The sequence below is a fragment of the Kribbella speibonae genome (genome assembly GCF_004331375.1).
Lineage (GTDB): Bacteria > Actinomycetota > Actinomycetes > Propionibacteriales > Kribbellaceae > Kribbella > Kribbella sindirgiensis.
Window position 1 is genome coordinate 602,980 of sequence record NZ_SJKC01000003.1, and the last position, 25,846, is coordinate 628,825.

At 68.4% G+C, this 25,846-nt stretch carries 25 protein-coding genes; 13 read left to right on the forward strand and 12 right to left on the reverse strand.

What is annotated here, in order from left to right; translation table 11 throughout:
• Nucleotides 1–3: 3 nt before the first annotated feature.
• On the reverse strand, nt 4–1,641 hold the full coding sequence (locus E0H92_RS24160) for a type 2 periplasmic-binding domain-containing protein (RefSeq protein WP_165549945.1): 1,638 nt from the start codon (nt 1,639–1,641) through the stop codon (nt 4–6).
• Between the two features lie 113 nt (nt 1,642–1,754).
• On the opposite strand from E0H92_RS24160, the gene E0H92_RS24165 reads away from it, so the two are divergent.
• The gene (locus E0H92_RS24165) at nt 1,755–2,738 is read left to right on the forward strand and encodes an ArsR/SmtB family transcription factor (RefSeq protein ID WP_131497804.1); all 984 of its coding nucleotides are present in this window, start codon (nt 1,755–1,757) and stop codon (nt 2,736–2,738) included.
• Here the strand turns inward: E0H92_RS24165 and E0H92_RS24170 are convergent.
• The 6 genes from E0H92_RS24170 to E0H92_RS24195 form a co-directional block, all read right to left on the reverse strand.
• Nucleotides 2,695–4,263 (reverse strand): FAD-dependent monooxygenase, encoded by a 1,569-nt coding sequence (locus E0H92_RS24170; RefSeq protein WP_238173569.1) that lies wholly within the window; start codon nt 4,261–4,263, stop codon nt 2,695–2,697. The genes E0H92_RS24165 and E0H92_RS24170 overlap by 44 nt on opposite strands.
• Before the next feature lie 138 nt (nt 4,264–4,401).
• On the reverse strand, nt 4,402–5,166 hold the full coding sequence (locus tag E0H92_RS24175) for a hypothetical protein (protein ID WP_131497805.1): 765 nt from the start codon (nt 5,164–5,166) through the stop codon (nt 4,402–4,404).
• Nucleotides 5,163–6,080, reverse strand: coding sequence for an ABC transporter ATP-binding protein (locus E0H92_RS24180; protein WP_131497806.1), 918 nt, complete (start codon nt 6,078–6,080; stop codon nt 5,163–5,165). The genes E0H92_RS24175 and E0H92_RS24180 overlap by 4 nt, the downstream gene beginning before the upstream one ends.
• Nucleotides 6,077–6,322 (reverse strand): helix-turn-helix domain-containing protein, encoded by a 246-nt coding sequence (locus tag E0H92_RS24185; RefSeq protein ID WP_131460045.1) that lies wholly within the window; start codon nt 6,320–6,322, stop codon nt 6,077–6,079. The genes E0H92_RS24180 and E0H92_RS24185 overlap by 4 nt, the downstream gene beginning before the upstream one ends.
• Nucleotides 6,322–6,828 (reverse strand): DUF2975 domain-containing protein, encoded by a 507-nt coding sequence (locus tag E0H92_RS24190; RefSeq protein ID WP_131460044.1) that lies wholly within the window; start codon nt 6,826–6,828, stop codon nt 6,322–6,324. The genes E0H92_RS24185 and E0H92_RS24190 overlap by 1 nt, the downstream gene beginning before the upstream one ends.
• Before the next feature lie 136 nt (nt 6,829–6,964).
• On the reverse strand, nt 6,965–7,573 hold the full coding sequence (locus tag E0H92_RS24195) for a hypothetical protein (protein WP_238173570.1): 609 nt from the start codon (nt 7,571–7,573) through the stop codon (nt 6,965–6,967).
• A 113-nt stretch (nt 7,574–7,686) separates the two neighbouring features.
• On the opposite strand from E0H92_RS24195, the gene E0H92_RS44260 reads away from it, so the two are divergent.
• Nucleotides 7,687–7,863 carry a hypothetical protein gene (locus tag E0H92_RS44260; protein ID WP_165549947.1) on the forward strand — a complete coding sequence of 59 codons (177 nt, stop codon included), beginning with the start codon at nt 7,687–7,689 and terminating at the stop codon, nt 7,861–7,863.
• 76 nt (nt 7,864–7,939) lie between these two features.
• Here E0H92_RS44260 and E0H92_RS24200 read toward each other — a convergent pair whose 3' ends face one another.
• Both E0H92_RS24200 and E0H92_RS24205 read right to left on the reverse strand, forming a co-directional pair.
• On the reverse strand, nt 7,940–8,848 hold the full coding sequence (locus E0H92_RS24200) for a DMT family transporter (RefSeq protein ID WP_131497807.1): 909 nt from the start codon (nt 8,846–8,848) through the stop codon (nt 7,940–7,942).
• 69 nt (nt 8,849–8,917) lie between these two features.
• Entirely contained in the window at nt 8,918–9,889 is a 972-nt protein-coding gene (locus E0H92_RS24205) for a GlxA family transcriptional regulator (protein WP_131497808.1), read from the reverse strand.
• A gap of 170 nt (nt 9,890–10,059) precedes the next feature.
• On the opposite strand from E0H92_RS24205, the gene E0H92_RS24210 reads away from it, so the two are divergent.
• The gene (locus tag E0H92_RS24210) at nt 10,060–10,650 is read left to right on the forward strand and encodes a DJ-1/PfpI family protein (protein ID WP_131497809.1); all 591 of its coding nucleotides are present in this window, start codon (nt 10,060–10,062) and stop codon (nt 10,648–10,650) included.
• Nucleotides 10,651–10,719: 69 nt separating this feature from the next.
• On the opposite strand, the gene E0H92_RS24215 is transcribed toward E0H92_RS24210, so the two are convergent.
• A complete protein-coding gene (locus E0H92_RS24215; protein WP_131497810.1) occupies nt 10,720–11,691 on the reverse strand; it encodes an NmrA/HSCARG family protein in 972 nt (323 codons plus the stop codon).
• Nucleotides 11,692–11,776: 85 nt separating this feature from the next.
• Between E0H92_RS24215 and E0H92_RS24220 the strand changes: the two genes are divergently transcribed.
• A complete protein-coding gene (locus E0H92_RS24220) occupies nt 11,777–12,271 on the forward strand; it encodes a MarR family winged helix-turn-helix transcriptional regulator (protein WP_202873789.1) in 495 nt (164 codons plus the stop codon).
• Between the two features lie 84 nt (nt 12,272–12,355).
• Here E0H92_RS24220 and E0H92_RS44265 read toward each other — a convergent pair whose 3' ends face one another.
• Nucleotides 12,356–12,634: a hypothetical protein gene (locus E0H92_RS44265; protein WP_238173571.1), complete on the reverse strand. Its 279-nt coding sequence runs from the start codon at nt 12,632–12,634 to the stop codon at nt 12,356–12,358.
• A 6-nt stretch (nt 12,635–12,640) separates the two neighbouring features.
• Here E0H92_RS44265 and E0H92_RS24230 point away from each other — a divergent pair, with 6 nt between their 5' ends.
• From E0H92_RS24230 to E0H92_RS24250, 5 genes are all read left to right on the forward strand, one after another.
• On the forward strand, nt 12,641–13,549 hold the full coding sequence (locus tag E0H92_RS24230; RefSeq protein ID WP_131287297.1) for an FAD:protein FMN transferase: 909 nt from the start codon (nt 12,641–12,643) through the stop codon (nt 13,547–13,549).
• Nucleotides 13,549–14,094: a hypothetical protein gene (locus E0H92_RS24235; protein WP_131497811.1), complete on the forward strand. Its 546-nt coding sequence runs from the start codon at nt 13,549–13,551 to the stop codon at nt 14,092–14,094. Before E0H92_RS24230 ends, E0H92_RS24235 begins: the two co-directional genes overlap by 1 nt.
• A complete protein-coding gene (locus E0H92_RS24240; RefSeq protein ID WP_131497812.1) occupies nt 14,091–15,281 on the forward strand; it encodes an NADH-ubiquinone oxidoreductase-F iron-sulfur binding region domain-containing protein in 1,191 nt (396 codons plus the stop codon). Before E0H92_RS24235 ends, E0H92_RS24240 begins: the two co-directional genes overlap by 4 nt.
• Entirely contained in the window at nt 15,278–15,475 is a 198-nt protein-coding gene (locus E0H92_RS24245; RefSeq protein ID WP_131287291.1) for a ferredoxin, read from the forward strand. The genes E0H92_RS24240 and E0H92_RS24245 overlap by 4 nt, the downstream gene beginning before the upstream one ends.
• 115 nt (nt 15,476–15,590) lie before the next feature.
• Nucleotides 15,591–20,450: an NAD-glutamate dehydrogenase gene (locus tag E0H92_RS24250; RefSeq protein WP_131497813.1), complete on the forward strand. Its 4,860-nt coding sequence runs from the start codon at nt 15,591–15,593 to the stop codon at nt 20,448–20,450.
• Nucleotides 20,451–20,458: 8 nt separating this feature from the next.
• Here E0H92_RS24250 and E0H92_RS24255 read toward each other — a convergent pair whose 3' ends face one another.
• Entirely contained in the window at nt 20,459–21,196 is a 738-nt protein-coding gene (locus tag E0H92_RS24255; RefSeq protein WP_131497814.1) for a GntR family transcriptional regulator, read from the reverse strand.
• A 143-nt stretch (nt 21,197–21,339) separates the two neighbouring features.
• On the opposite strand from E0H92_RS24255, the gene E0H92_RS24260 reads away from it, so the two are divergent.
• The 4 genes from E0H92_RS24260 (at nt 21,340) to E0H92_RS24275 (ending at nt 25,817) form a co-directional block, all read left to right on the forward strand.
• Nucleotides 21,340–22,326, forward strand: a complete 987-nt coding sequence (locus E0H92_RS24260; RefSeq protein ID WP_131497815.1) for a Gfo/Idh/MocA family protein — start codon at nt 21,340–21,342, stop codon at nt 22,324–22,326.
• Nucleotides 22,327–22,337: 11 nt separating this feature from the next.
• The gene (locus E0H92_RS24265) at nt 22,338–23,222 is read left to right on the forward strand and encodes a sugar phosphate isomerase/epimerase family protein (protein WP_131497816.1); all 885 of its coding nucleotides are present in this window, start codon (nt 22,338–22,340) and stop codon (nt 23,220–23,222) included.
• 34 nt (nt 23,223–23,256) lie between these two features.
• Nucleotides 23,257–24,198, forward strand: coding sequence for a 5-dehydro-2-deoxygluconokinase (gene iolC / locus E0H92_RS24270; RefSeq protein WP_131460029.1), 942 nt, complete (start codon nt 23,257–23,259; stop codon nt 24,196–24,198).
• 740 nt (nt 24,199–24,938) lie between these two features.
• Nucleotides 24,939–25,817 carry a Cgl0159 family (beta/alpha)8-fold protein gene (locus E0H92_RS24275; protein WP_131498357.1) on the forward strand — a complete coding sequence of 293 codons (879 nt, stop codon included), beginning with the start codon at nt 24,939–24,941 and terminating at the stop codon, nt 25,815–25,817.
• The last annotated feature ends 29 nt before the right edge of the window (nt 25,818–25,846 follow it).

Here is a 25,846-nt window from a genome sequence, read left to right on the forward strand (position 1 = left end):
TGATCAGCGGGACGTCTTGTACTGCGCGTACAGTTCTTCGGCGATCTTGTCGCCGCCGGCGCTCTTCCACTTCTTGACGGCCTGCCCCCACGCGGACACCGGCGCCCGGCCCTGGATGATGTCGTCGGACACCGCGTTGATGTCGCGGTTGAGCTGTCCGCCCTTGCGGCTGGCCGTCTCGGAGTACATGCCGTCGACAGGGTTGGCAACTGCCTGCGGGCAGATCTCCTTCATCGCGTTGAAGCAGGACTCGGTGCTGCCCTTGCGTTCGGGCAGGAAGATCGCCCACGGGCCGTCGGCCTGGTACTGCAGGGCGAGCTGCGTCTCGCTGAAGCCCTTCTTCGTCAGTACCGGGTCGCCGTCCTGCACCTGGTGGTCGATGCCCTTGATGCCGTACTTCCGGAACAGATATTCGCTGGTGCCGAACGGAGCGGCCAGATAGTTCAGGTACGCGAGCATCGTCTCCACCCGGGCCTCGGCGGCCTTGCTGATGGCCGTGACCGACAGCGTTGGTGCACCCAACCAGGTGTGGCCGACGCCGGAACCGTCGTGCGCCGGTGGGGGAATGATCGCGATCTCGGCGTCCTGGTCCATCGTCTGCAGGTACGTCGGCCAGCCGCTGAACGTCGCCTGGACCAACGGGCCGGTGCCGTTGCCGAACCGCGTCTTGCGGTCCTGGTTCTGGCTGGTGAACGCGTCGGGGTGGATGTAGCCCGACTTCCAGAGCTGCTGCACCAGCGCGAGCGCTTCCTCCTGGGCCGGGTGCTCGAAACCGCTGACCAGCTTGCCGTCGGCCTCTTTCCAGCTGTTCGGGATACCGAACATGTTCCGTACGTACCCGGTCGGCAGGTCGGCCAGCGCGAAACGGTTCTTGCGTTTGTCGGTCAGCGCCTTGCAGAGCCGCACGAAGTCGTCGGCGCTCTTCAGCTCGGCCGGGAGACCCTGGTCGTCCAGGATGTCCTTGCGCGCGTACAGCACCTCGGAGCTGATGGCGCCCCGCGGGATCGGGATGCCGTAGATCTTGCCGTCGAAGATCGTGGCGTTCCAGCTGGTCTCGGGCAGGTTGGCCAGGTACGGGTACTTCGTGATCTTGTCGCCGGCGAGGTGCGGTGTCAGGTCGACGGCCTTGGCCGCGAGCATCTGCGGTTTCTGCGGCACGTTGCCGATCGAGAAGATGTCGCCGAGGGTGCCGCCGGCAACAGAGGTCGCGAACTTCTCGTCATAGCTCACCGACGGCGTGAGATTCAGCTGCACCGGCGATCCGACCCGCTCGTTGAACTGCTGCCAGAACGCGTTCTGGGCAACGGCCGGAGGGATCGGGGTGTTCGTGCTGGTCATCACCTCGATCGGCTTGCCGTCCCCTGGCGGTTCGGTGATCGCCTGTACCGGATCGGCGGGGTAGCGCAGGAAACCGTCGGGGATGCCGTACCGCGCGCCGGGCAGGTCGGCCTTGACGCCGTCGTACCGCACGTACGCGGGCCGAACCTTCGCCTTCGCGGCGGAGTCGTTGGATCCGGACGTTCCGCCGCGGCCGGCGTTGGAGCACCCGGGCACGGCCGCTGACAACCCGAGCGCCGCGCCGGCACTAAGCAGGGACCTCCGGGACAACGGCAGGGATTCGAACTTCGGTGTGTCCTCCATGGCCGTTGAGATTCGCATCGCGTCGAATAATTTGTCAAGGGGCTATTTTTAATTAGCACTTGAAAAATTGTTCCTGGGTACTGACAGTGGCGAGTGACTGTCAGGAGGAAGGCATGTTGCGGATCCTGTTCACAGCCGAGGACCTCGCGGCGACGCGGTTTCTGCCTGAGCCGGCTCCGATGTTGGAGCTGAAGTTCGCGGCTGTGGGGCTGCGTCGGGGGATTCGGGCGTCGTGGGGGGAGCGGTGGCGGCACAGTGCGCTGGCGGCGGTTCCGGTGGCTGCGCGGCCGACGGTGCGTCAGCTTGGCGGACACTTCTCCTGGACGGTGTCGCCTACCTTTGCCGTGAGCGCGGACCTTGACGAAGCGATAGAGACGTTTCTAGGTCTTGGCACGGAGCAGTTGCGCGGGGAGATGGCGCTGTATTCCAGTGCCCCCAACTCGGGCGCTCCGTTGTGGAACGCGTTCGAGGGGAACCGTGAGGCCGGCCGCGTGCTGGCGCGCATGACGAAGACGGCGTTCGTAGCGGCGATGCGGCCGTACTGGGCCGACATTCGGGCCAATCACCACGGCGAACTGGCGCAGCACGGGCGGCTGCTGGCGCGCAGCGGTGTCGGGGCTGCTTTGAGCACCACTGTCCCCGGGGCGAGTTGGCGTCGAGACTGCCTGCTGATCGACAGCCCGCAGGACCGCACGATCCGGTTGGGCGGGCGCGGACTGACGATCACGCCGACGGCGTTCTGGACGGGACCGCCGCTGGTGGGGGAGTTGCCTGATCAACCTGTCCTGCTGGCGTACCCGACCCCGGCCGAGCTGAGCATCCGGGTCGGTGCCGAGTCCGACGCTCTTGCGGCGATCCTCGGGACGACTAGGGCGGCGGTACTGCGTCTGCTGGCTGCTGAACACTCCAGCGGTGACGTCGCACGGCAACTCGGCATCAGCGCGGCGTCGGCGTCGGAGCACACCGCGGCGCTGCGGGCGGCCCGCCTGATCACCAGCCGCCGCGACGGCAAGGCGGTCATACACCGAGTCACCGTCCTGGGCTCGGACCTCGTCAGGCTGAACACGCCGCCGCCGAGCTCCGCCCGAACCACGTAGCGAGAGCGGCTCGCAGAGATTCCAGGTCGCGGTGATCCGGGCGAGGTACGTCGGTGGCCCACGCGACATAGCAATCCGGGCGCAGGAGCAGGCCTGTTGCCGAGGTGTCCTTGGTGCGGGCAGTGACGACGTCGACTCGGTCGCGCCACCCGTCCGCTGCTGTTGCCAGTGAAGCGTTGTCGGTCAAGTCGAGTACCAGCGGCCGCGCGGTTGTGGTGACCTCGGCGAGTGGGACGGGGCCGCGATCGATCTCCAGTACCAAGTCGGGTGCCCAGCGGCCCACCAACGGGTGTGGATCGCTGGCTCTCATTTCGTAGCAGATGTCCGCGCCCGCCATCATGTTCGCGATGTGCGCCACGGTCTGCTTGTCCTGCATGAGCTCCATGAACAGTTCGCGTAGTGCCGTGACTTCGGTGCCAGGAGCAACGAGTGCAAGCTGGGCCTGGCTCTGCATCGATACTCGCTCACCGACGGGCCGCCGTTCGGTGGCGTAGGTGTCCAGCAGTCCGGGCGGCGCCCAGCCGCGAACAACGGCCGCCAGTTTCCAGCCAAGATTGACCGCGTCCTGCAGGCCGAGATTGAGTCCCGGTCCGCCGATCACGAAATGCACGTGCGCGGCGTCGCCGACCAGGAGCACCCGGCCGTCACGGTATCGGTCGGCCAATCGGGTATTGACGCCGATCGACCGGTCGAGTCGATGTGGCCCTGGTGTGTCGGGCGGTCGGAGTGGCAGGTCCGCACCCATGACCCGGCAGATGCTGTCGTGCACTTCCTCGAGCGTCACCGGCACCTCGTTGTCGAACGAGTCATCGGTCCACTCGAACGTGGCCACCATGTCCGGTCGGGGCGGAGTCCTTCCGTAGACGAAGACACCTCGTTCGGTGCGGTGGTACATCGGCGCGATGTACCCATAGCCAGGCACGTTCAGCCCACCGGTGGCCGGGTCGACGAACTCGTCCGGTACGGCGACCTCGGCGATACGGAGGACGAGGTCCTCGGTGGCCGCACCGGGGAATCCGATGCCGGCGAGTTTGCGGGTCGTGCTGTGTGCCCCGTCTGCCCCGATCACATAGCGGCTGTTGATCTCGTAGCGCCCGCTCGGTCCGGCGACCGCGGCGGTCACGCTGTCGGCGTCCTGTGTCAGTCCGGTCAGCTCGTGTCCGCGGCGTACCTCGACACCGAGCTCGGCAGCCCGTTCAGCCAGCACCCGCTCGATCTGGGTCTGCGGTACGGGCAGTAGGTAGAACGGGTTGTCGTCGAGCGTGCGAAGGTCCATGGGCATGGCGCCGAAAAAGAACCCCGGCAACGGTTGCGGCGGTCCGGACGTCCCGGCCAACGGCTGATACAGACCGCGGCGATCGAGCATCCGGACCACCTGACCCACCAGCCCGTTGGCGCGATTCTCCCGACGAGGCTCAGGCAGACACTCCAGTACGACGGGACGCACGCCGGCCAGGCTCAGCTCACAGGCGAGCATCAGACCGTTCGGCCCGGCGCCAACGACGACCACATCGAAAACTGCCACGTTGCTCCTCCCATGACCATCTCGGCCACGAGTGTGGCGCGCCACCGACCCGCCGGAACAACATTTCGGCCCAACCCGAACTGACCGCCCCGCGAGTTTCCTCAGTTTTTCGAGGTTTTGAGCTCGTCGGTTAGGGCTCTAGCCGTTGGCGTCGCTGCGAACGAGTCGCCACCCGCCCACGACGAACGCGCCGAGGGCCCAGGCTGCGAGCGTCGACTTGGCTCCGGTGTCGGTGAGCCCTGGCAGTCCCTCGCCGATGAGGAGCTGGCGCATGCCTGTCCCCGGCAGCAAGGCCGCGGCGTCCTTGGTCCAGTCGAACGGGAGGTTCCCCATCAGCAGCGGCAATACGAGAACCAGCGCGAAGACGGCGCAGATCGAGGCTGCGGTGCTGCGCAACAGCAAGCCGACGCCCACGGCCAGCAGGGCACCGAGGGCAAAGGCGAAGCCCAGCGCAGCCAGGGCTTCGGTCGCCTGTCCCCACGACCACGACAGCTCAGGAGCGAGCCCGATCGCGAGCATCCCGCCCACGAAAGCCGGTATCAGCCCGGTGGCAGTGACGGCCACCACGATCACGATGGCGCGGCCAGTGAGCAGGAACGGGCGCCGCGGCGTCCACTGGAGAGTCGGCACGATCCCGCCGGTGCCATGGTCGGCGGTCGCCGCGGCGGTGGCCATCGATAGCAACACCGCCATCGCGAGCATGCCCAGCCGTCTGATCGACATCCATACGGGCTGCCCGAGCTCAGCCGACGCGTTGGCCGCCGACAACATGGAGATCCCGACAACGGCAATGGTCGTCAGCAGTGCCATCACCCACATGGACCGAAGCGTGCACAGCCGAGCGAACTCGGCGCGGATGGTCCGGGTCAACAGGATCGGCCCGGGCGTCTCTACGAGGCTCATGCGGAGCCACCCTTCGTCGCGCCGCGGAACTCGACTTCGTCGGTGGTGAGGCTCAGGTAGGCCTCTTCGAGGGACTGCTCAATCTCACTGAGGTGATGCAGTGCAATGCCGAGGGCCCCCGCCCGTTCGCCGACTTCCGCGCAGGTGAGCCCCTTGACCTCTAACTCGGCGGGACCGACACGCGTCAGGACGGCCTTGCCGACCAACGCCCCAGCAAGCACCTCTGCCGCGGGTGTCCGCACGCGGACCCGTGAGCCGCCCAGGCCGCGGATCATCTCATCGACCGTCACGTCCGCGACCAGCTGACCACGCCCGATCACCACCACACGATCGGCGACTGTCTGGATCTCACTCATCAGGTGACTGGAAATGAGCACGGTTCTGCCCTCCTGCGCCCACTCACGTAGATGAGACCGGAGCCAACGGACCCCGTCCAGGTCCATGCCGTTGAACGGCTCGTCGAAGACCAGGACGCTCGGGTCCCCGAGGAGCGCCGCCGCAATCCCGAGCCGCTGACGCATCCCGAGCGAGTAACCCTTGATCCGGCGGCCGGCCGCGGCTTCCAGCCCCACCTGCTCGATGACCTCCGCGACCCGGGCATCCGAGATCCCGTTCGTGAGAGCAGCGATCCGCAGGTGCGCACGGCCCGTTCGCCCTGGATGCATTGCGGCCGCATCCAACAGGGCGCCAACCAGATGCAGTGGGGCTGCCATGCGGGCATAACTGTGACCGTCAACCAAGACGGTCCCGGACGTCGGCCGATCAAGCCCCAGCAACACCCGCATCGTGGTCGACTTGCCGGCGCCGTTGGGTCCGAGGAAACCGGTCACGGTTCCCGGCTCGACGTCGAACGAAAGTCCGGACACAGCACGTACCTCGCCGTAGACCTTGGTCAGCTCGCGCACGCTGATCATGCGCGGGCCTCGTCCGCCGCCGCGGGCTGATCGGCTTCATCGGGCTCCCACCGCAGGAGGTCTCCCGGCTGACAGTCGAGCGCCTGGCACAACGCTTCGAGTGTGGAGAACCGTACGGCCTTCGCGCGTCCGTTCTTGAGCACAGCCAAATTGGCGGAAGTGATGCCGATCTGGTTGGCCAGGGTGCCCACAGCCATCTTGCGGCGGGCCAGCATCACGTCGATGTCGACCACGATCGCCATCAGATGACCTCATCGAGTTCGGACTGCAAGTGCCTGGCCTGCGTGTCCAGCGCAACCGCCTGGGCCAAGAGAGCCCGTAGGACGTACACGACCAGGGCGACTCCGGCGAAGACGAGCGACAGCAGAGCAATCAGGACGGCGAGACCGGGCGCGTCCTCGCCGCCTGGCGGGGTGCTGCGCTGCTCGATCCACACGACGACTGCCACCGCTACGACTGCGAGTGCTTCGACGGCGAGAGCCACGATGACGCCATCAACGAAGGGGAAGGCGCGGTCCGAGAACACTGATCCTCGACGGACCATCGTGAGCAGCCGCCAGACACACACGCCGACCACTTGCAGGCACGCGATCCCCAGAACACCGAGCACGGCAAGCGACACGCCGGTCCCGGTGGTCGTGTCCTGATCAAACGGCAGCAACGCGACCATCCCGACCTGCACGGCCACCGCCCCCGCCATGGCCAGCGCGATCACCACGCGCAGGGCGAGCACAACTTTTCGTCCCATCCGACGGATCCTCCGTTGATCAGTGCATAGTTATCGAATTACGATAATGATACATCGTATAACGGTCGACAACGGAGCGTCCATCTCGGGATCGTCGGGCAAGCGCGCTCCTCACCCGTCGGGTGATCCCTCCCGGCTACTCTTCGCCGTCGCGCCGCGGGGGTTGGATCATCCGGACATTCGAGATGCCGCCCTGGTTCACGCAGTCCTGGGCGAGATCGTGGACGTGCCAGTAGTAGTCCAGCGCGGGCTCGGCCGCGTTCACCGTCGTCTCGACCCGCGTGTAGCGGTGCAGTGGGATCGTGGCGCCTTCGTACGTGTGGCCGTGGTTGTCCTTGGTCGTGATCGTCAACGGCTGCTCGCCGTTCCACTCGATTCCGACTCGTACGTCGTACTCGTCGTTGCCGGTCGTCTCCGCCATCGTGCGTACGAGCGCCATGAGGTCGGCAATGGCGCACTCCAGCGGATGGATGCCTCCGCGTCCGGCGTACGTCAAGGCGAGTCCGGTGGTCTTTGTCAGTACGTCGCGGGCTTCCTCGCGAGTCAGCCGATCACGAAGCCGAGCGATGCGAGGGTGAGCGACCGCGATCAGCCAGGCGCGCTTGCCGGAGCCCTGGCCGGCGGACGCCTCGTCGAACAGTACGTCCAACGCCTCGCTCGCATGCCGACGCTCCTCGAACCGAGCACGGTACGTGGCATCTATCTGCCGCTCCCTCATCCACACCGTGTCGGAATCGTTCCGCACCGGAGCTCCGAAGTAGTCGTTCCTGTAGATCAGGTGCGGGCCTTCGACGCTCGCAGGTATCTCCCGCCACGCCGGCCGCAGGATGTCCGACGTACTCCGCAGGACCGGGCGCGGTGGAATCGGCCGGCCGGACCCGCGACGGGCGCCAAGCCGTGTGCATCTACGGACCGGCGACGACAGAACAGCCGTCGTACGACGCCCTGGACTGCGCCATCATCGCGCTCGACATCGCCGCGGACCTGGACCCGCACACCACCTGCGCCGACGCTCCCAGCATCCGCTGGGACTGAATGGCGCACCAGACACCTGCACGCGGGCCTGATGAAGTGACGCCGACAGGCGCAGACGGCCGGTCGGTCGAGGGTTCTAGGCGCTGGGAGACTTGTCTGTCGTGCTCGTCCGGCGACGTTGCTCGGAGCGTCCTGGCGGGCCGGAGTGGCCCAGTGCGTCCCAGATGAGGCTTCCGACGACGAGCACTCCACCCGCAAGGTGGAGAGGGGAGACGTCCTCGCCGAGCACCACCGCGGCGAGGGCAACGCCGAACAGGGGTATCAGTGTCAAGTAGGCCGCGGCACGGCTGACGGGCATCTTCGTCAGTGCGACCAGGTACAGCCAGAACGGAAGCGCGTAGTTCAGGATCCCGGACCCGGCCGCAAGTAACAGGTCGGTGACCTGGGGCTCGGTCCAGCCCGTCCTTCCCGTGACGACGAAGGTCGCGAGGAGGAACGCCAAGACCAGCGCCAGCGCCCACAACTGCTGGCCGATCGCGGCGGCCAGGGGTGACAGGTCGACGACCTGGGTCGAGGCGAGGACGACGTACAAGGCCGCCGCTGCGACGCTTGCCAGGATCAGCAAATCGCCGCGCCAATCGGACCCGGCGGTGGTCCCCGAGGCGGAGACCAGGAGCGAACCGATGGTCGCTGCCACGACGATGACGGCAAGGCGCGGTGCCGGACGCTCTCGGAACAGCAGAAGCGCCAGGATCGGCACGAGCACGGGTTCCAGGGTGCCGAGGATGCTCGCGTTGACAGCGCTGGTGAGGGCGAGCCCGGCGAGCGCCAGGTAGTAGGAAAGGCCCGGTTCGAGGAGTCCGACCCATCCCTTGCTGAGTCCGCCACGCACCGGCGTACGCGCCACCGCCGCAGCAGCGACGAGGACGAGGAGAGACCCGGCCAGCTGGACCGTGAGTACCGCGGTGGGTGTAGCTCGGGTCTGGTTGAGCACCCACTTCGTGGCGACCAGACCGGCAGCCCAGGCGAAGGCGCTGCCGACCATGAGCAACGGGCCCTGTGCGCGGCGCGGTCCCGAACTCTCGATCCGGTCATCCTGGGTGCTCCCGTCAGATCAGCGGTATGTCGGCGTCGACGGCGGCCGGGTGGTGGTGAACCTGGCGCGGTAGTCCGCCGGCGAGGCGCCGACGACCCGGTGGAAGGTCCGTCGGAGCGTCTCGGCGGTGCCGAATCCGTGGCGGTGGGCGATCGTCTCCACCGGATCGTCGCGTTCGGAAAGGTCGCGTTGTGCCGCCTCCACGCGGACGCGCTCGACGTACGCCGCGGGTGTCATCCCGACCTCGTGGGTGAACCTGCGTTGCAGGTGGCGGGGGCTGAGGCCGGCCACGTTCGCGAGATCCGCGATCCCGTGCGGACCGCCGGGGTCGGCATGGATCGCGTCGACGACCCGGCGCATGATGTCGTCGCGCGGCGGGGTGGACCAGAGCGGCACACTGAATTGGGACTGGCTCCCGGGACGGCGGAGGAACAGATTCAGCTCCCGGGCGGCCGCGAGCGACGCCTGCGGGCCGAGGTCGTCCTCGACCATCGCCAGGGCCAGGTCCATCCCCGCAGAGACCCCTGCGGAGGTCCAGATCGGCCCTTCCTGGACGAAGATCGGGTCGCAGTCAACGGTGAGCGAGGGGTACTCCGCGGCCAGCCTGTCCGCCTTGCGCCAGTGCGTGGTGACGCGGTGCCCGTCGAGGATCCCGGCCTCAGCGAGAAGGAACGCCCCAGTGCAGACCGAGGCCACTCTGCTGGCGGAGGTCGCCGCGTCGGCCACCCATCGCACCAAACTCTTGTCCTGTTGCGCGACGTGGACGCCCGCGCCGCCGACGACCAGCAGGGTGTCGACGTCGTGCGGGTCCGCAGTCCGCACGGAGCGGTCGGGGTTGACGGACAACCCGGCGTCGGAGGTGACCGGCCCCTTGGCCGGCGCGACGGTGCGGAGGCTGTAACCGGCCTCTCCGAAGACCTCGACCGGCCCGGCGAGATCGAGGGTGTCGAAGTTCTCGAAGACGACGAAGGTCACTGTGCCCGGAGTCATGCGCCCATCGTGGACCGATCCGCCGTCCGGCATCAACGACGCGTGCCCCACAGATAGTGCCGTCCGGGACGGTGGCGTGATCTGTGGGGTGGTCGTCGTGGACGACAGCCAGGCCTTGCCCCAGTGTGAAGGCATAGCGATCGGCTGTTGCTCATTCGGAAGGAGCACGCATGACAAAGCACATCGGCATCCTGTTGTTCCCCGACGTCGAGGAACTCGATGCGATTGGGCCCTGGGAGGTCCTGGCGTGGTGGACCAAGAAGTTTCCGGAGGACGGGTACGCCGTCACCTGCCTCGCCCGCGAAGCCGGACCGATCCAGTGCGCGAAGGGCCTGACCGTGATCGCCGACCACGGCTTGGACGACGCGCCGACGTTCGACGTACTCGTGCATCCCGGTGGCGATGGCACTGGGGTCTTGCGGAACGACGAGGCACATCTCGACTGGCTCCGCAGGATGCGTAAGGACGTTCCGCTGCTGACCAGCGTGTGCAGCGGCTCCCTGGTGTTCGCCGCCGCCGGACTGCTACGCAACCGTCCGGCAACGACCTACTGGAGGCAGCTCGACAGGCTGGCCGAACTCGACCCCACGATTGAAGTGCGCCCCGACGACAGGTTCGTGGACGACGGCGACCTGATCACGGCCGCCGGCGTCTCCGCCGGCATCGACATGGCCATTCACCTCGTGTCCAGGCTGGCCGGGGTCGAACGGGCCCGTCAGGTGCGCCGTGGCATCCAGTACGACCCAGCCCCGCCGGTCTGATCCGGCGCCCCAGGACGGGGCTCCGGTCAGCAACGGGGCAGGATCGCGAAATCTTGGGTAGGTCGGGGGTTACTTGATGGCGGCCTGTAGGTCGTGTTTGTGCAGGTCGAGCCACTTCTTGAAGGATTCGAGGGTTGGGTTCAGGTCGCGGACCGCAGTCAGGTCGCGGTTGCCGGTGAACTCGTCGTGGTTCTCGGCGTAGAACTGGAACATGTTGGCCATCTCGACCGCCATCGGGAAGGGGTACTCGCGGTACTCCTCGAGGGACGGGGCGTGGTAGACGACCTTTTCGCCGAGGGCTTCGGTGAGGGCTTCGGCGTACTGGTGGCCGGTGAGGTGGTCGCCGGCGATGCTGATGGTGGCGCCGATCAGGTCGGGGCGCTTGAGGATCGCGAGCGCGCTGCGGCCGATGTCGTCGACGGCGATGCCGGACAGGCGCTGATCGCCCATCGGCAACGTGATGGTCAGCGTGCCGTCGGCGGTACGGGTCGGCGTCATCGCCGTGGCGAACGCGTCGAAGTAGAACGTGGTCCGCAGGAACGTCGTCGGTACGCCGTACTTCGTGAACAGCTCGTCCGCCTCGCCCTTCGCGTCGAAGTGCGGGACCTTGTAGCGCCCGTCGTCCAGGCTCGGTACGTCGTCGCGTCCCGCGAAGAACGGGCGGGTGTCCTCGAGCGTCGACCAGACCAGGTGCTGTACGCCGGCGTCGCGGGCCGCCCGCGCGGCGATCTCGGCCTGCTCGAGCTCCATCTCGGCCCGCGTCCGCGCCGCCTCCTCGTCCGCGGTCAGCGGCGCCCAGTAGTTCGTCACCACGAACGCGCCGTACGCGCCGTCGAACGCGGCCCGGATGCTCGCCTCGTCGTCGAGGTCGGCGGCGACCACCTCGGCGCCCGCGGCGGCGAGGTCCTTCGCCGCGGCGGAGTCCGGGTTCCGGGTCAGTGCGCGGACGGTGAACTCGCCGGACGGATCCGCCAGGATCGCGCGGGCCAGCCCGCCGCCCTGGGCTCCGGTCGCTCCGACGACGGCGATCAGCTTGCTCATAACGTTCACTCCCAAGAGTCAGGTTGATGTGTCAACTCGATCGATCGTAGCGCGCTTGGTTGATGTGTCAACCCAAGCGGGTAGGATGGTCGATGTGAGCAAGGGACCGTGGCTCGACGACGACGAGCAGAAGGCGTGGCGCAGCTACCTGCTGATGAACCGGACGCTGGAGACGCACCTGGAGCGGCACCTCCAGCGGGACTTCGGCCTGTCCAAGTCGGACTTCGAGATCCTGGTGAACCTGTCCGAGTCGGAGTCCGGCCGGATGCGCGCGTTCGAGCTGAGCCGTTCCACCCAGTGGGAGAAGAGCCGGCTGTCGCACCACCTGACCCGGATGGAGAAACGCGGCCTGATCCGCAAGGAGGCCTGCGACTCGCGGTACCCGGAGATCGTGATCACCGAGGAGGGGCTGGCCGCGATCAAGGAGTGCGCGCCGGTGCACGCCGCGCGGGTGCGGGAGTTCTTCGTCGACGTGTTCGGCCCCGACCGCCTGGCCGTTCTCGGTGAGGTCGCCGACGAGATCGTCGGCACGATCGGCAAGCACTGCGACGACGACTGCCCGCTGGAGACCCGCTCCTGAGAACTGCTCTCAGAGAGCTCTCAGCAGAACTTGACGGTGGCTTGATCTTCTCTTGGAGTGCGGCTGACGGGCCTCGAACGAGGCTTACGGCATGGTCACCACAGACGAATCCCAACCCAACCGCCGGCGCTGGCTGCACCGAGCGTCCGCGGCCGCGATAACCACAGCCGTCCTCGGTGTCGGCGCGACCGGGATCTCGGTCGCGGTCGTGTCGTCGAAGCACTCGGACAGCACCAGCACGGGTACGACGACGTCCACCAGCTCGGGCTCCTCGTCCAGTTCGAGCTCCAGCTCGGACGACAGCAGCAGCTCGAGCGGGGTCGGGTCGGCCGACTCCGGCTCCACGTCGCAGGGCGGGAGCAACGGGTCATGACCGCCTCCCGCACGTGGAACGCGTGGAGTTGCACGGTCCGGCTGACCGTCGACGACCCCGCCGTACTGGGGGCGGCGTGCGGTGAGCTCAAGGCGCTGATGGACCGCGTCGACAAGGCCGCGAGCCGGTTCCGCCCGGACTCCGAGCTGTCGATCGTCAACACCAGGGCCGGCGCGCTCGTACCGGTCTCCCGGCTGCTCGTCGACCTGGTCGACGTCAGTCTGGTCGCGGCCCAGCTGAGCGGCGGGGCGGTCGACCCGACCGTCGGCCCGGCGGTGATCGCGGCCGGGTACGACGCGGACATCGAAGCGGTACGTCGGCGCTTCCCGCAGGCCCCCGAGGACCCGACGCAGATCGCCGGCTGGCAGGAGGTCCGCCTCAACCGGAAGCTAGCGCTGCTAGGGGTACCGAAGGACTGTGCACTCGACCTCGGCGCCACCGCCAAGGCCTGGACCGCGGACCGGGCGGCCAACGTGATCAGCAAGCGCTACGGCTGCGCGGTCCTCGTCGAGATCGGCGGTGACCTGCGGGCAGCCGGTACGCCGAAGAAGCCGTGGGTCATCACCGTCGCGGAGCGCGCCGGCGACCAGGGTGTCCTCGTGACGCTCGCCCACGGCGGTCTGACCACGTCGACCCGGACCGTACGGCGTTGGCAGACACCGACCGGCTATGGGCACCACGTCATCGACCCGCGCACGGGGCGTCCCGCGGAGGGTCCGTACCGGACCGCGTCCGTCTGGGCGCCGACCGCCGTACGGGCGAACACCTTCAGCACTGCGCTCATCGCGACCGGCGATGCGGCTGTCGGGCGGCTGAAGCTGTCCGGGCACCCGGCGCGGCTGATCGCCGACGACGGTGAGGTCACCGAGCTGTGCGGGTGGCCGGCAGCGAGCAGGGCCGCCTGATGACCTTGTGGTACCTGGCTCGTGCGGCCGGTGTGGTCACCATGATCATGTTCACGCTCTCTGCAGTCCTCGGAATGGTCATGCCGGGTGTACGTCGACCGGAGCGGCGGTTCTGGCTCCAGTACGTGCACCGCTCGGCCGCTGTGACCGGGCTGGTCCTGCTGGCGACACATGTGGTGGCGGTGATCGCCGACAGCTATGTGGACATCAGTCCGACCGTTCTGGTGTGGCCGTTCGGCTCGGGCTACCGGCCGTTCGCGATGGTCGTCGGTGCGCTGGCTCTCTACAGCCTGGTGCTCGCGGCCTTCGTCGGAGCGGCACGTGGCCGTCTGGCCGTGTCCGAGTCGTTCGCGAAGCACTGGCGCAAGCTGCACATCGCCGCGTCGGTTGGCTGGCTCCTGTCCATCGGCCACGCCCTGCTCGCAGGTACGGACCGCAGTACGCCGTGGATGCTCGGCATCACACTCGGCTGCCTCGCCGCGGTAGCCACCGCTGGCGCGTACCGCCTGAATACAAACGCTTCGAGAGTCTGGAGGACCCAATGATCACGCTCGACGACACCAGGGTGATCGGCGAGGCAAGAGTGCTGGCCGGGCTCGACCAGAACCTCCAGCAGCACCTTCTGACGCACGGGCCGCTGCCTGAGCTGAGCCGTGAGGACTACGTGCGGCTCTGTGAGGCTGTAGGACTCAGGGGGCGCGGCGGGGCGGCGTTTCCGGTTGCTTTGAAGCTGCAGGATCTGCCAGCTCGCGGTGTGGAGGCTGTCGTGGTCAACGGCTCGGAGAGCGAGCCGGTGAGCCGAAAGGACCGTCTGCTCCTCACCCGGGCGCCACACCTCGTTCTGGACGGCGCAGTCGGTCTCGCGCACGCACTGCGGGCCCCGCACGTGCTGATCGCCGTACACGACACGGCCGCGGCCACCTCTCTCCGGCAGGCGCTGATGGAGCGTGACGACCGGCTGGCGATCGAGGTGCTCGACACGCCGGGCCGGTTCGTCGCAGGTGAGGCCCGTGCGGTGCTGAGTGCCCTCGAAGGCGGTGCTGCGGTCCCACCGGGCCGGCGGGTGCTGCCGACGCGGAAGGGCTACCACCAGCGGCCGACGTTCCTGTCGAACGTCGAGACGTTCGCACAGCTCGCCGTACTCGCGCGGCTCAGGTCCCGCGGGTTCAGCAGCACCGGTCTGATCAGCGAGCCGGGTACGCAGCTGCTGACGGTCGACGGGGCGGTCCAACGCCCCGGTGTGATCGAGACACCGACAGGTGTCCCACTGACCACAGTCCTGGAGTACGCCGGTGCGGAACCGGGACCTGTCCTGCTGGGTGGGTACCACGGGCGCTGGCTGGCGCAGACCGACGGCGTGCTGCTGCAGCGACCCGAGGTGTCCGCCGGGATCGTCCTGGCGCTCGGCTCCAGCACCTGTCCGCTCGGTGAGGTCACCAGGGTCGCCGAATGGCTGAGAGGTCAATCGGCCGGCCAGTGCGGGCCATGTGTCTTCGGCCTCGCCTCACTCGTCGACGACTTCGCCCGGCTGACGATAGGCGACCCGCAGGGATGGCATGACGCCCACCGGCACCTCGGTCTGATCCCGGGGCGGGGAGCCTGCGCGCATCCGGACGGGACCGCGAGATTCCTCACGTCGGCGCTCGAGGTGTTCGACGACGACGTACAGCTGCACCTCACCGGGCGTGGATGTGGCCGACCGGTTCTGGGAGTCCTCGGAGGTACCCGATGAACAAGCTGGAGATCGACTGGACCCGGTGCGACGGGCACGGCCTGTGCGCCGGTCTGGCGCCTGACGAGGTCCTCCTCGACGAATGGGGGTTCCCGGTGCTCCGGGGCCGCGAAATCACCGCCGGTGAGCTCCCGGACGCGCGCCGCGCAGTCCTCGCCTGTCCAGCTCTTGCACTACGCCTCAGTAGTCGGTGACAGGCCCGTCCCGACACCACACCAGTGACAAAGGTGGACTAATCTCTGAGTGACCGCACAATGTCGTGCGGTCCGGCGCGAGCGACGCCGAAGTCACGTGTGGAGACGGTGGGGAATGCAGAGCAAGCTGGACGTCCAGAAGGCGGATGTGCTCGCCAAGGCGGTGGCCGCGGGAACACATGGGCACGACAAGTCGGCCGACCCGGGCAAGCTGAAGACGTTCCTCGAGCAGTACTACCGGCACGTCGCCGCCGAGGACGTCGCCGAGCGCCAGCCGAACGACTGCCTGGGCGCCGCGCGGCACCACTACAAGTCCGCGATGTCCCGCCCGCAGGGTACGGCGAAGGTGCACGTCTTCACGCCGACGCTCGAGGAGCACGGCTGGTCCGCGAGCGGCCGGACCGTGGTCGAGATCGTCATCGACGACATGCCGTTCCTGGTGGACAGCGCCTCGATGGCGATCACCGAACGCAACCTCGAGCTGCAGCTGCTGATCCACCCGCAGTTCGTGGTCCGCCGCGACGTCGCCGGCACGCTGCAGGAGGTCCTCGACGACAGCGCGACCGCGGACGGGCACGACCTGGTCCGCGAGAGCTGGATGCACCTGGAGATCGAGCGGATCGCGGACGTCGCCGAGCACCGCGCGCTCGAGCAGGACCTGCAGAAGGTGCTGAACGACGTCCGCGAGTCGGTCGAGGACTGGCCGAAGATGCACGAGAAGGCGGTCACCATCGCCGCCGGGCTGAACGCCGCCGACCTGCCGGTCTCCGAGAGCGAGGTGGAGGAGGCCCGCGAGCTGCTCGAGTGGCTGGCCGACGAGCACTTCACGTTCCTGGGCTACCGCGAGTACGACTTCACCATGGAGGGCGAGCAGGGCATCCTGCGCGGCAGCCCCGGGACCGGGCTGGGCATCCTCCGGCCGGACCCGAAGCCGGGCTCCGGCAAGCTGCCGCCGGAGGTGAGCGCCAAGGCGCAGGAGCGGAAGCTGCTGATCCTCACCAAGGCCAACTCCCGCTCCACGGTGCACCGGTCGACCTTCCTGGACTACGTCGGCATCAAGCAGTTCGACGAGAACGGCAACCCGGTCCGCGAGTGCCGGTTCATCGGCCTGCTGTCGTCGACGGCGTACACCGAGAGCGTCATGCAGGTGCCGGTGCTGCGGCGCAAGGCGCTGGAGCTGTTCCGCCTGACCGGCTTCGACCCGAACAGCCACAGCGGCAAGGGTTTGCTCGACGTACTGGAGACCTACCCGCGCGACGAGCTGCTGCAGGCGCCTGTGGAGGACCTGCTGCCGATCGTGCAGTCGGTGCTGCACCTGCAGGAGCGGCGCGCGGTCAAGCTGTTCGTACGGCGTGACGTCTACAACCGGTACCTGTCCTGCCTGGTGTACCTGCCGCGTGACCGCTACACCACCGCGGTCCGGCTGAAGATGCAGCAGATCCTGAAGGACGCGATCGGCGCCGAGACCGTCACGTACGCCGCCTACGTCACCGAGTCCGTGCTGGCCCGCGTGCACTTCGTGGTGCGGATGAAGCAGGGCGAGACGGTCGGCGAGTACGACGCGGAGCTGCTGGAGCAGCAGGTCATCGAGGCGACCCGGGCGTGGCAGGACGACTTCACCGCGGCGCTGCACGCGAAGGGCGGCGACGGGGCGGTCACCAAGCTGTCACGCCGGTACGCCAACGCGTTCCCGGAGGCGTACAAGGAGGACTTCGACGCACGCGTCGCGGTCAACGACGTACACGTCCTGGAGGGGCTGCCGTCCGAGAACGGGCTGGCGATGTCGCTCTACACCCCGCTCGACGAGGAGTGGGAGGGCGAACGGCGGTTCAAGGTGTTCCGCACCGGGTCGTCGCTGTCGCTGTCGCAGGTGCTGCCGCACCTGAGCGCGATGGGCGTGGAGGTCGTCGACGAGCGCCCGTACGAGATCCGCTGTGACGACGGCGCCATGGCCTACATCTACGACTTCGGGCTGCGGGCGCCGGAGGACACCGAGGAGCGCGAGGAACTGCGCACCCTGTTCTCCGACACGTTCCAGGCGGTCTGGGAGGGCCGGGCCGAGTCAGACAAGCTGAACGCACTGGTGCTGCGCGGCAGCCTCAGCTGGCGGCAGGTGTCGATCCTGCGCGCGTACCAGCGCTACATCCGTCAGGGCGGTACGCCGTTCAGCCAGGACTACATCGAGAACACCTTCCTGAACCACGTCGACGTCGCGGGCCTGCTGGTGCAGCTGTTCGAGACCAGCTTCGACCCGGCGCGCGGACCGGCCGACGACCCGGACCGGACGATGCGGACCGACCAGCTGGAGAAGGAGATCCTGGCCGCGTTGGACACGGTGCAGAGCCTGGACGAGGACCGGATCCTGCGCTCGTACCTGACCGTCATGAAGGCGACCCTGCGGACCAACTACTTCCAGCCGGGCGCCGACGGGAAGCCGCGGTCGTACATCTCGCTGAAGCTCGAGCCGAAGGCCATCCCGGACCTGCCGCAGCCGCGGCCGGCGTACGAGATCTTCGTGTACTCGCCGCGGGTCGAAGGTGTGCACCTGCGGTTCGGCGCGGTCGCGCGCGGCGGCCTGCGCTGGTCGGACCGCCGCGAGGACTTCCGCACCGAGGTCCTCGGCCTGGTGAAGGCGCAGATGGTGAAGAACTCGGTGATCGTGCCGGTCGGCGCGAAGGGCGGGTTCTACGCCAAGCAGCTGCCCGATTCCTCTGACCGGGACGCGTGGCTGGCCGAGGGCATCGCGTCGTACAAGACGTTCATCTCCGGGCTGCTGGACATCACCGACAACATCGTTGCCGGTGACATCGTTCCGCCCGCCTCCGTGGTCCGGTACGACGGTGACGACGCCTATCTCGTCGTCGCGGCCGACAAGGGTACGGCGACGTTCTCGGACATCGCGAACGGCGTCGCCAAGGAGTACGGGTTCTGGCTCGGTGACGCGTTCGCGTCCGGCGGCTCGGTCGGCTACGACCACAAGGCGATGGGCATCACGGCCCGCGGCGCGTGGGAGTCGGTCAAGCGGCACTTCCGCGAGCTCGGGCACGACTGCCAGAGCGAGGACTTCACCGTCGTCGGCGTCGGCGACATGTCCGGTGACGTGTTCGGCAACGGGATGCTGCTGTCCGAGCACATCCGGCTCGTGGCCGCGTTCGACCACCGGCACATCTTCCTCGACCCGACGCCCGACGCGGCCCCGTCGTTCGCGGAACGGCGGCGGCTGTTCGACCTGCCGCGGTCCTCGTGGGCGGACTACGACAGGTCCCTGATCTCCGCCGGCGGCGGGGTGTTCCCGCGGACCGACAAGGCGATCCCGATCTCCGCCGAGGTCCGTTCCGCGCTCGGCATTGAGAGCGCTGCGCCGACGCTGACACCGGCCGAGCTGATGAACGCGATCCTGAAAGCGCCGGTCGACCTGTTCTGGAACGGCGGCATCGGAACCTACGTGAAGTCGGCCGGCGAGTCGAACGCCGACGTCGGCGACAAGGCCAACGACGCGATCCGGATCGACGGGTCCGAGCTGCGCGCCCGCGCGGTCGGCGAGGGCGGCAACCTCGGCTTCACCCAGCTCGGCCGGATCGAGTACGCCGCGGCCGGCGGCCGGATCAACACCGACTTCATCGACAACGTGGCCGGTGTGGACACCTCCGACCACGAGGTGAACATCAAGATCCTGCTGGACACGGTCGTGGCCGACGGCGACCTGACCGAGAAGCAGCGCAACGACATCATCGCGTCGATGACCGACGAGGTCGGGGCGCTGGTGCTGAAGAGCAACTACCGGCAGAACATCGCCCTGGCGAACGCGGCCGAGCAGGCGCCGGCGCTGATGCACGTCCACCAGGACTGGGTCCGGCGGCTCGAGAAGGAAGGCCTGCTGGACCGGCAGCTGGAGTTCCTGCCGAGCGTCACCGAGTTCAAGAAGCGCAAGGCCGACGGCAAGGGACTCACGTCGCCGGAGCTCTCGGTGCTGATCGCGTACACCAAGATCGTGCTGGAAGCCGAGCTGCTCAAGACCTCGTTGCCCGACGACCCGTTCCTGAAGCACAAGCTCGCCAGCTACTTCCCGAAGGCGATCCAGGAGCGGTTCGCCGACCAGATCCAGGGGCACCAGCTGCGGCGCGAGATCATCACGACGCAGGTGGTCAACGAGTTCGTGAACACGTCTGGCGTCACGGCGTACCACCGGCTCTCGCTGGAGACCGGCGGCACCGTCGAGGACGTCGTCCGGGCGAACCTCGCCGCCTCGCGGATCTTCGCGCAGCCCGAACTGCTGTCCCGCAACGCCGAACTCGACAACGTGGTCGACGCCGGGACGCAGACCCACATGCGGCTCGAGACGCGGACGCTGGTCGAGCGCGCCACTCGCTGGCTGGTCAGCAACCGGCGGCCTCCGGTCGACATCGAGGAACTGATCGAGTTCTTCGGTCCGGGGATCGCGAAGCTGACCGCGGCGTTGCCCGACGTACTGCGGGGTCGTGAGCTGGCGCTGTTCGAGCAGCGGCGCGAAGCCCTGGTGCAGAAGGGGGTTGCGGACGACTTCGCGACCCGGATCGCGGTGCTGCCGCCGGCCTACGCCGGGCTCGGGATCGTCGAGACCGCGTCGCGCGAGGACATCGACATCCTCGAGGTCGCCAAGGTCCACTTCGCCCTCGGCGAGCGCCTGCAGCTCGGCCGCTTCCTGGAGCGGATCATCGGCCTGCCGCGCACCGACCGCTGGCAGACGATGGCCCGCGCCGCGCTCCGCGACGACCTGCACGCCGTGCACGCCCGTCTCACCCAGCAAGTCCTCGCCACGACCGACCCGTCGGCCGACCCCGAGGACCGCGTCATCACCTGGCAGGACCAGAACGCCACCGCCCTGGCCCGAGCCGCCACCATGCTCGAAGAAATCGTCGAAACCGAAGGCCCCGAACTAGCCCACCTCTCCGTAGGCCTCCGCCTGGTCCGAACCCTGATCGCCAACCAGGCTTAGGGCGTGTCCTAACGTTCGGAGACGAGTACGTCGACGGAGTACTGGTCGGCTCGGTAGCAGTGGCTGCCGTATTCGACTGGGGTTCCGTCGGCGGCGTAGGCGGAGCGGGTCATGGTGATGAGCGGCTCCGCCTTCGACATGTGCAAGGTACGGCGTTCCTCGGCGGTTGCGTTGCGGGCGCCGATGCGTTGCCGTGCGACCGTCGGGCGGATCCCGCGAGCCCGGAGGACGGCGTACAGACCGTCCTTCGTGAGCTCCTCCAACGTGAGGTCGTCGAGGGTTGGCGGGAGCCAGTTGCGCATGATCGCGAGCGGTAGGTCGTCGGCGTACCGGAGCCGGACGATCGCGACCAGCGGGGTGCCGGGCGGGACCTCGAGTACGGCGGCGGCACGGTCGTCCTGCGCCGCGCAGTCCAGCGCGAGCACCTCGGTCCGCGGCGTCCGGCCCTCGCGGGCGAGGTCGTCGTACAGGCTGGTCAGCTCGGCCTTGCGGTGCACCATCTGGTTCGCGACCGTGGTGCCGATGCCGCGGCGACGGACCAGCAGGCCCTGGTTGACCAGCTCGGAGATCGCCCGCCGGACCGTCGGACGGGACAGGTTCAGCCGGTCGGACATGCCGATCTCGTTCTCGAACGGGTCGCCCGGCCGCAACCGGCCGTCCGTGATCGCGGCCGTCAGCTGCTCGGCCAGCTGGTGGTACAGCGGCACCGGGCTGGTCCGATCGAGCTGGATCGGCAGGGCATTCATAAGCGGATGCTACCCGGTCATGTCCGTACGTGAGAATGTGTTAACAAAGTATTGACACTCCCCGGCACGGGCCGGAAAGCTGAACGGCAACCAGCGCGCCGCAGGGGCTGTGGCGCGCCTGTTCTTCGAGAGGGGCAGCGCGGATGCGGATCGGGTTGGTCGGGGTCGGGCGGATCGGGGCGTTCCACGCCGCGACGCTGAAGGAGTTGCCGGCGGTGGATCAGGTGGTCGTCGCCGACGCGGACCCCGCCCGGGCCCAGGCGGTCGCGAAGGAGCTGGGCGTCGAGTCGGTTCCCGACGTACCGGCGCTGCTCGCGTCCGGCCTGGACGGGTTCGTGATCGCGGCGGCGACGTCCGCGCACGCTTCGTTGATCTCGTCGGGTTTGGCGGCCGGCGTGCCGACGTTCTGTGAGAAGCCGGTCGCGCTCGACCTGGCGGAGACCTCGCGGGTGGTCGAGCTCGTCGAGGCGTCCTCGGTGCCGGTACACATCGGTTTCCAGCGCCGGTTCGACGCCGGGTACCAGGCGGCGCGGGCCGCCGTGCAGACCGGCGAGCTCGGGTTCGTGCACCACATCCGGGCGAACACGAACGACGCGTTCCCGCCGCACCGCGAGTACATCCCGCAGAGCGGCGGCTTCTTCCGCGACTGCACGGTGCACGACTTCGACATCATCCGCTACGTCACCGGCCGCGAGGTCGTCAGCGTCTACGCCACCGGCGCGAACCGCGGCGAGACGTTCTTCGGCGAGTACGGCGACGTGGACTCGGCGGCCGCGCTGCTGACGCTCGACGACGGTACGTTCGTCGCGGTCAGCGGGACGCGGTACAACGGCGCCGGGCACGACGTACGGATGGAGTTGCACGGCAGCCTCGGGTCGATCGCGGTCGGACTGGACTCGCACACCGCGCTGCGGTCGGCGGAGCCGGGGGTCAGCTTCCCCGAGGGGCCGCCGCACATGACGTTCATGGACCGCTTCCAGCCCGCGTACGTCGCGGAGCTGACCGCCTTCACCGAGGTCGTCGCCGGGACCCGCGAGGTGCCGTGCACGGTCCGGGACGCGCTCGCCGCGTTCCGGATCGCCGACGCCTGCGAACTGTCCCACCACGAGAACCGCGTCGTCACGCTGTGAAGGGTTTCGAGATGACTGAACTTGCTGCCCGGATCGCCGGTGCCCCGATCTCGTGGGGCGTGTGCGAGGTGCCGGACTGGGGCTGGCAGTACGACGCCGTGACGGTACTCGCCGAAATGCGCGCGGTCGGGCTGGCGGCGACCGAGTTCGGACCGGACGGGTTCCTGCCGGACAAACCGGAGGAGAAGGCGAAAACCCTGGCAGACGTCGGTCTTCGGGCCGTCGGCGGCTTCGTGCCGGTCGTACTCCACGACCCGTCGCACGATCCCGCGCCCGAGGTTGCCGCCGCGCTCGAAGGCTTCGTCGCGGCCGGCGCCGGGACTCTGGTTCTCGCCGCGGCGACCGGCCAGGACGGGTACGACGACCGGCCTGTCCTGGATTCGCCCGGCTGGGAGGTGCTGCTCGCGAACCTGGACCGGCTGTCGTCGCTCGCCGGCTCCCGGGGCGTACTGGCGACCATTCACCCGCATGTGGGGACCATGGTCGAGAACGCCGACGACGTCGAGCACGTGCTGAACGGTTCGTCGATCGGCCTTACGCTCGACACCGGCCACCTGCTGATCGGCGGGGTCGACCCCGTGGCGCTGGCAGTCGAGCACACGTCGCGAATCCGCCACACCCACCTCAAGGACGTCGACGCCGCCTGGGCCGCGCGGGTGCAGGCCGGTGAGGTCTCGTACACGGACGCCGTACGCGCCGGGATGTACCGCCCGCTCGGAGCCGGCGACATCGACATCACCACGATCGTCAGCACGCTCGAGAAGTCCGGGTACGACGGGTGGTACGTCCTCGAACAGGACACGATCCTGCGTGCGCGCCCGGTCGACGACGGGCCGCTGGCCGACGTACGGGCGAGTATCGCGCACCTGCGGTCGATCGCGGCGGGGCTCGAATGACCGCCGCCGGGACCCGCGTGGATGGGATGGTCTGATGGTGGACGACGTACTGACGATCGGGCGCATCGGGGTTGACCTGTATCCGCTGCAGATCGGGACGCATCTGGAGGATGTCACCTCGTTCGGCAAGTTCCTCGGTGGGAGCGCGACGAACGTAGCGGTGGCGGCGGCGCGGCACGGGCGCAAGTCGGCGGTGATCAGCCGGACCGGGAACGACCCGTTCGGCGTGTTCATCCACCGCACGCTCGGCGAACTCGGGGTCGACGACCGCTTCGTCTCCGGAGTCGACGGCCTGCCGACGCCGATCACGTTCTGCGAGATCTTCCCGCCGGACAGCTTCCCGCTCTACTTCTACCGCTTCCCGAAGGCGCCCGACCTGGTCATCAACCCGTCGGAGCTCGACCTGGACGCGATCCGGGACGCGCGCATCTACTGGTCCACGGTGACCGGTCTGTCCGCCGAGCCGTCGCGATCCGCGCACTTCGCCGCCTGGGAAGCCCGCGGGCGGCGCCCGATCACGGTGCTCGACCTCGACTACCGGCCGATGTTCTGGGCGGACCCGACGGAGGCGCACGAGCAGGTGTCGCGCGCGCTCGAGTACTGCACGGTTGCTGTCGGCAACCGTGAGGAGTGCGAGGTGGCCGTCGGCGAGACCGATCCCGACAAGGCCGCGCAGGCGCTGCTCGACCGCGGCCTCGACCTGGCTGTCGTGAAGCAGGGTCCGCGCGGCACGCTTGCCCGGACCCGGGACGAGCGTGTCGAGGTTCCGCCGTACCCGGTCGAGGTGGTCAACGGCCTCGGTGCCGGGGATGGGTTCGGTGGGGCGCTCTGCCATGGGCTGTTGTCCGGTTGGCCGCTCGAGAAGATCATCCGGTTCGCGAACACCGCCGGCGCGATCGTCGCCTCCCGCCTCGAATGCTCCACCGCCATGCCCACGACCGACGAGGTCCTCGCCCATCTGGGGGCCGAATCATGAGCTCCCACGAGGAAGACCAGTACTCCGAACACGCCCGCCCGCTTCCGATCCAGCGCCCACACGAGGACCCAGACGCCACCACGCTCACGCCGGGCCCCAACGACCCAACAATCGTGGCCAACCGGCCTACGCCGCCGGGTTCGCAAACGCCGACCGCTGGTGTGAACGACCCGACGGTTGTTGTGCCTCGGTCGGACGTACCTGGTCCTGACGACGTGACGGTGATGATGGACACGCGTCCCGCATCACCCGACGGCCAGACAACCGTGATCGGCAACCTGAACCTCACCCCCGAACCCCCCACCCAGCAGAAGCCAGCGGACGAACAGGCTGGGAGTGCGGAGGCCGGGGCTGAGGAACAGGTGGCCAGGGTGGAGGCTTCCCCGGGGCATCAGGTGAGTGGTCAAACAGTCCGTGGAGAGCAGCGAGCAACGCTGCCCGCACCCACCGCGAGCCAACCAGCCGCGACCACACCACCCGCGACCCCGCCTACCCCGCCGGCGGAGGAGCCGCCCGCTGACCAGCAATCGCCAGCTGACCTGCAGCCGACCGTGGTGTTCGACCCCGGGATGTCGGAGGACGTGCAGGAAGCGAGTGTTCCGGAGTTGGAGGAAGACACCGGACAGGTCCTCGAAGACCAGGCAAGCCTGACGGAAGCCGCGATCGACCCGACTCACTCGACCGACGCCGGTCTGGGTGGGGTTGCGCGGGTTGGGTTGGTTCGGGGCGTTGGGGAGCGGTTGGGGGAGTTGACGGAGATTCGGGTTCGGCATCCGGAGCGGGTGGCTGAGGGGTGGCTGCAGCGGCGTACTCGGGCGTTGGTGGGGGATGACGGGCGGTTGCTGATCGTGGCTGCTGATCATCCGGCGCGGGGTGCGTTGGGGGTGCGGGGCGATCGGATGGCGATGGGGAGCCGGGCCGATCTGATTGCCCGGTTGCTGATCGCGCTGCAGCGGCCGGGCGTGGACGGCGTACTCGCGACGCCCGACGTGCTGGAGGACCTGCTGCTGCTCGGTGCGTTGGAAGGCAAGGTCGTCATCGGGTCGATGAACCGGGGCGGGTTGCAAGGGTCGGCGTTCGAGCTGGACGACCGGTTCACGGCGTACCGGACCGCTGACGAGATCGCCGCGCGGCGGCTCGACGGCGGGAAGATGCTGACCCGGATCGACCTCGATGATCCGGGGACCGTGGCGACGCTGGAGAGCAGCGCCGCGGCCGTGACCGGGCTGGCGGAGCACAAGCTGATGGCGATGGTGGAGCCGTTCTGGTCGACGCGCGGCGAGGACGGCCGAGTCGCGAACCTGCTCGACCCCGACTCGGTCATCAAGTCGATCCAGATCGCGTCCGGTCTCGGCGCGACGAGTGCGTACACCTGGCTCAAGCTGCCGGTCGTCGACGAGCTCGATCGGGTGATGGAGGCAACGACTCTGCCGACGCTGCTGCTGGGCGGCGATCCGACCGCGGAGCCGGAAGCGACCTATGCCTCGTGGGGTAAGGCGCTCGAGCTGCCCTCGGTCCGCGGACTCGTGGTCGGACGGGCGCTGCTGTTCCCACCGGACGGCGACGTGGCAGCGGCCGTCGACCACGCAGCCGCTCTCGTTCACGGTGTCACCGCATGACCCGGACCGCTGAGGTGCTGAGGAAGGAC

Bases quoted from the DNA above. Each gene is read 5' to 3' on its own strand.
- E0H92_RS24220 (WP_202873789.1), top strand. From the start codon at position 11,777: ATGGTCGATGTGAGCAAGGGACCGTGGCTCGACGACGACGAGCAGAAG.
- E0H92_RS24265 (WP_131497816.1), top strand. From the start codon at position 22,338: ATGACTGAACTTGCTGCCCGGATCGCCGGTGCCCCGATCTCGTGGGGC.
- E0H92_RS24250 (WP_131497813.1), top strand. From the start codon at position 15,591: ATGCAGAGCAAGCTGGACGTCCAGAAGGCGGATGTGCTCGCCAAGGCG.
- E0H92_RS24160 (WP_165549945.1), bottom strand. From the start codon at position 1,641: ATGGAGGACACACCGAAGTTCGAATCCCTGCCGTTGTCCCGGAGGTCC.
- E0H92_RS24215 (WP_131497810.1), bottom strand. From the start codon at position 11,691: ATGAGCAAGCTGATCGCCGTCGTCGGAGCGACCGGAGCCCAGGGCGGC.
- E0H92_RS24165 (WP_131497804.1), top strand. From the start codon at position 1,755: ATGTTGCGGATCCTGTTCACAGCCGAGGACCTCGCGGCGACGCGGTTT.
- E0H92_RS24205 (WP_131497808.1), bottom strand. From the start codon at position 9,889: ATGACTCCGGGCACAGTGACCTTCGTCGTCTTCGAGAACTTCGACACC.
- E0H92_RS24255 (WP_131497814.1), bottom strand. From the start codon at position 21,196: ATGAATGCCCTGCCGATCCAGCTCGATCGGACCAGCCCGGTGCCGCTG.
- iolC (WP_131460029.1), top strand. From the start codon at position 23,257: ATGGTGGACGACGTACTGACGATCGGGCGCATCGGGGTTGACCTGTAT.
- E0H92_RS24245 (WP_131287291.1), top strand. From the start codon at position 15,278: ATGAACAAGCTGGAGATCGACTGGACCCGGTGCGACGGGCACGGCCTG.
- E0H92_RS24210 (WP_131497809.1), top strand. From the start codon at position 10,060: ATGACAAAGCACATCGGCATCCTGTTGTTCCCCGACGTCGAGGAACTC.
- E0H92_RS24185 (WP_131460045.1), bottom strand. From the start codon at position 6,322: ATGGCGATCGTGGTCGACATCGACGTGATGCTGGCCCGCCGCAAGATG.
- E0H92_RS24230 (WP_131287297.1), top strand. From the start codon at position 12,641: ATGACCGCCTCCCGCACGTGGAACGCGTGGAGTTGCACGGTCCGGCTG.
- E0H92_RS24240 (WP_131497812.1), top strand. From the start codon at position 14,091: ATGATCACGCTCGACGACACCAGGGTGATCGGCGAGGCAAGAGTGCTG.
- E0H92_RS24175 (WP_131497805.1), bottom strand. From the start codon at position 5,166: ATGAGCCTCGTAGAGACGCCCGGGCCGATCCTGTTGACCCGGACCATC.
- E0H92_RS24260 (WP_131497815.1), top strand. From the start codon at position 21,340: ATGCGGATCGGGTTGGTCGGGGTCGGGCGGATCGGGGCGTTCCACGCC.
- E0H92_RS24200 (WP_131497807.1), bottom strand. From the start codon at position 8,848: ATGGTCGGCAGCGCCTTCGCCTGGGCTGCCGGTCTGGTCGCCACGAAG.
- E0H92_RS24235 (WP_131497811.1), top strand. From the start codon at position 13,549: ATGACCTTGTGGTACCTGGCTCGTGCGGCCGGTGTGGTCACCATGATC.
- E0H92_RS24190 (WP_131460044.1), bottom strand. From the start codon at position 6,828: ATGGGACGAAAAGTTGTGCTCGCCCTGCGCGTGGTGATCGCGCTGGCC.
- E0H92_RS24180 (WP_131497806.1), bottom strand. From the start codon at position 6,080: ATGATCAGCGTGCGCGAGCTGACCAAGGTCTACGGCGAGGTACGTGCT.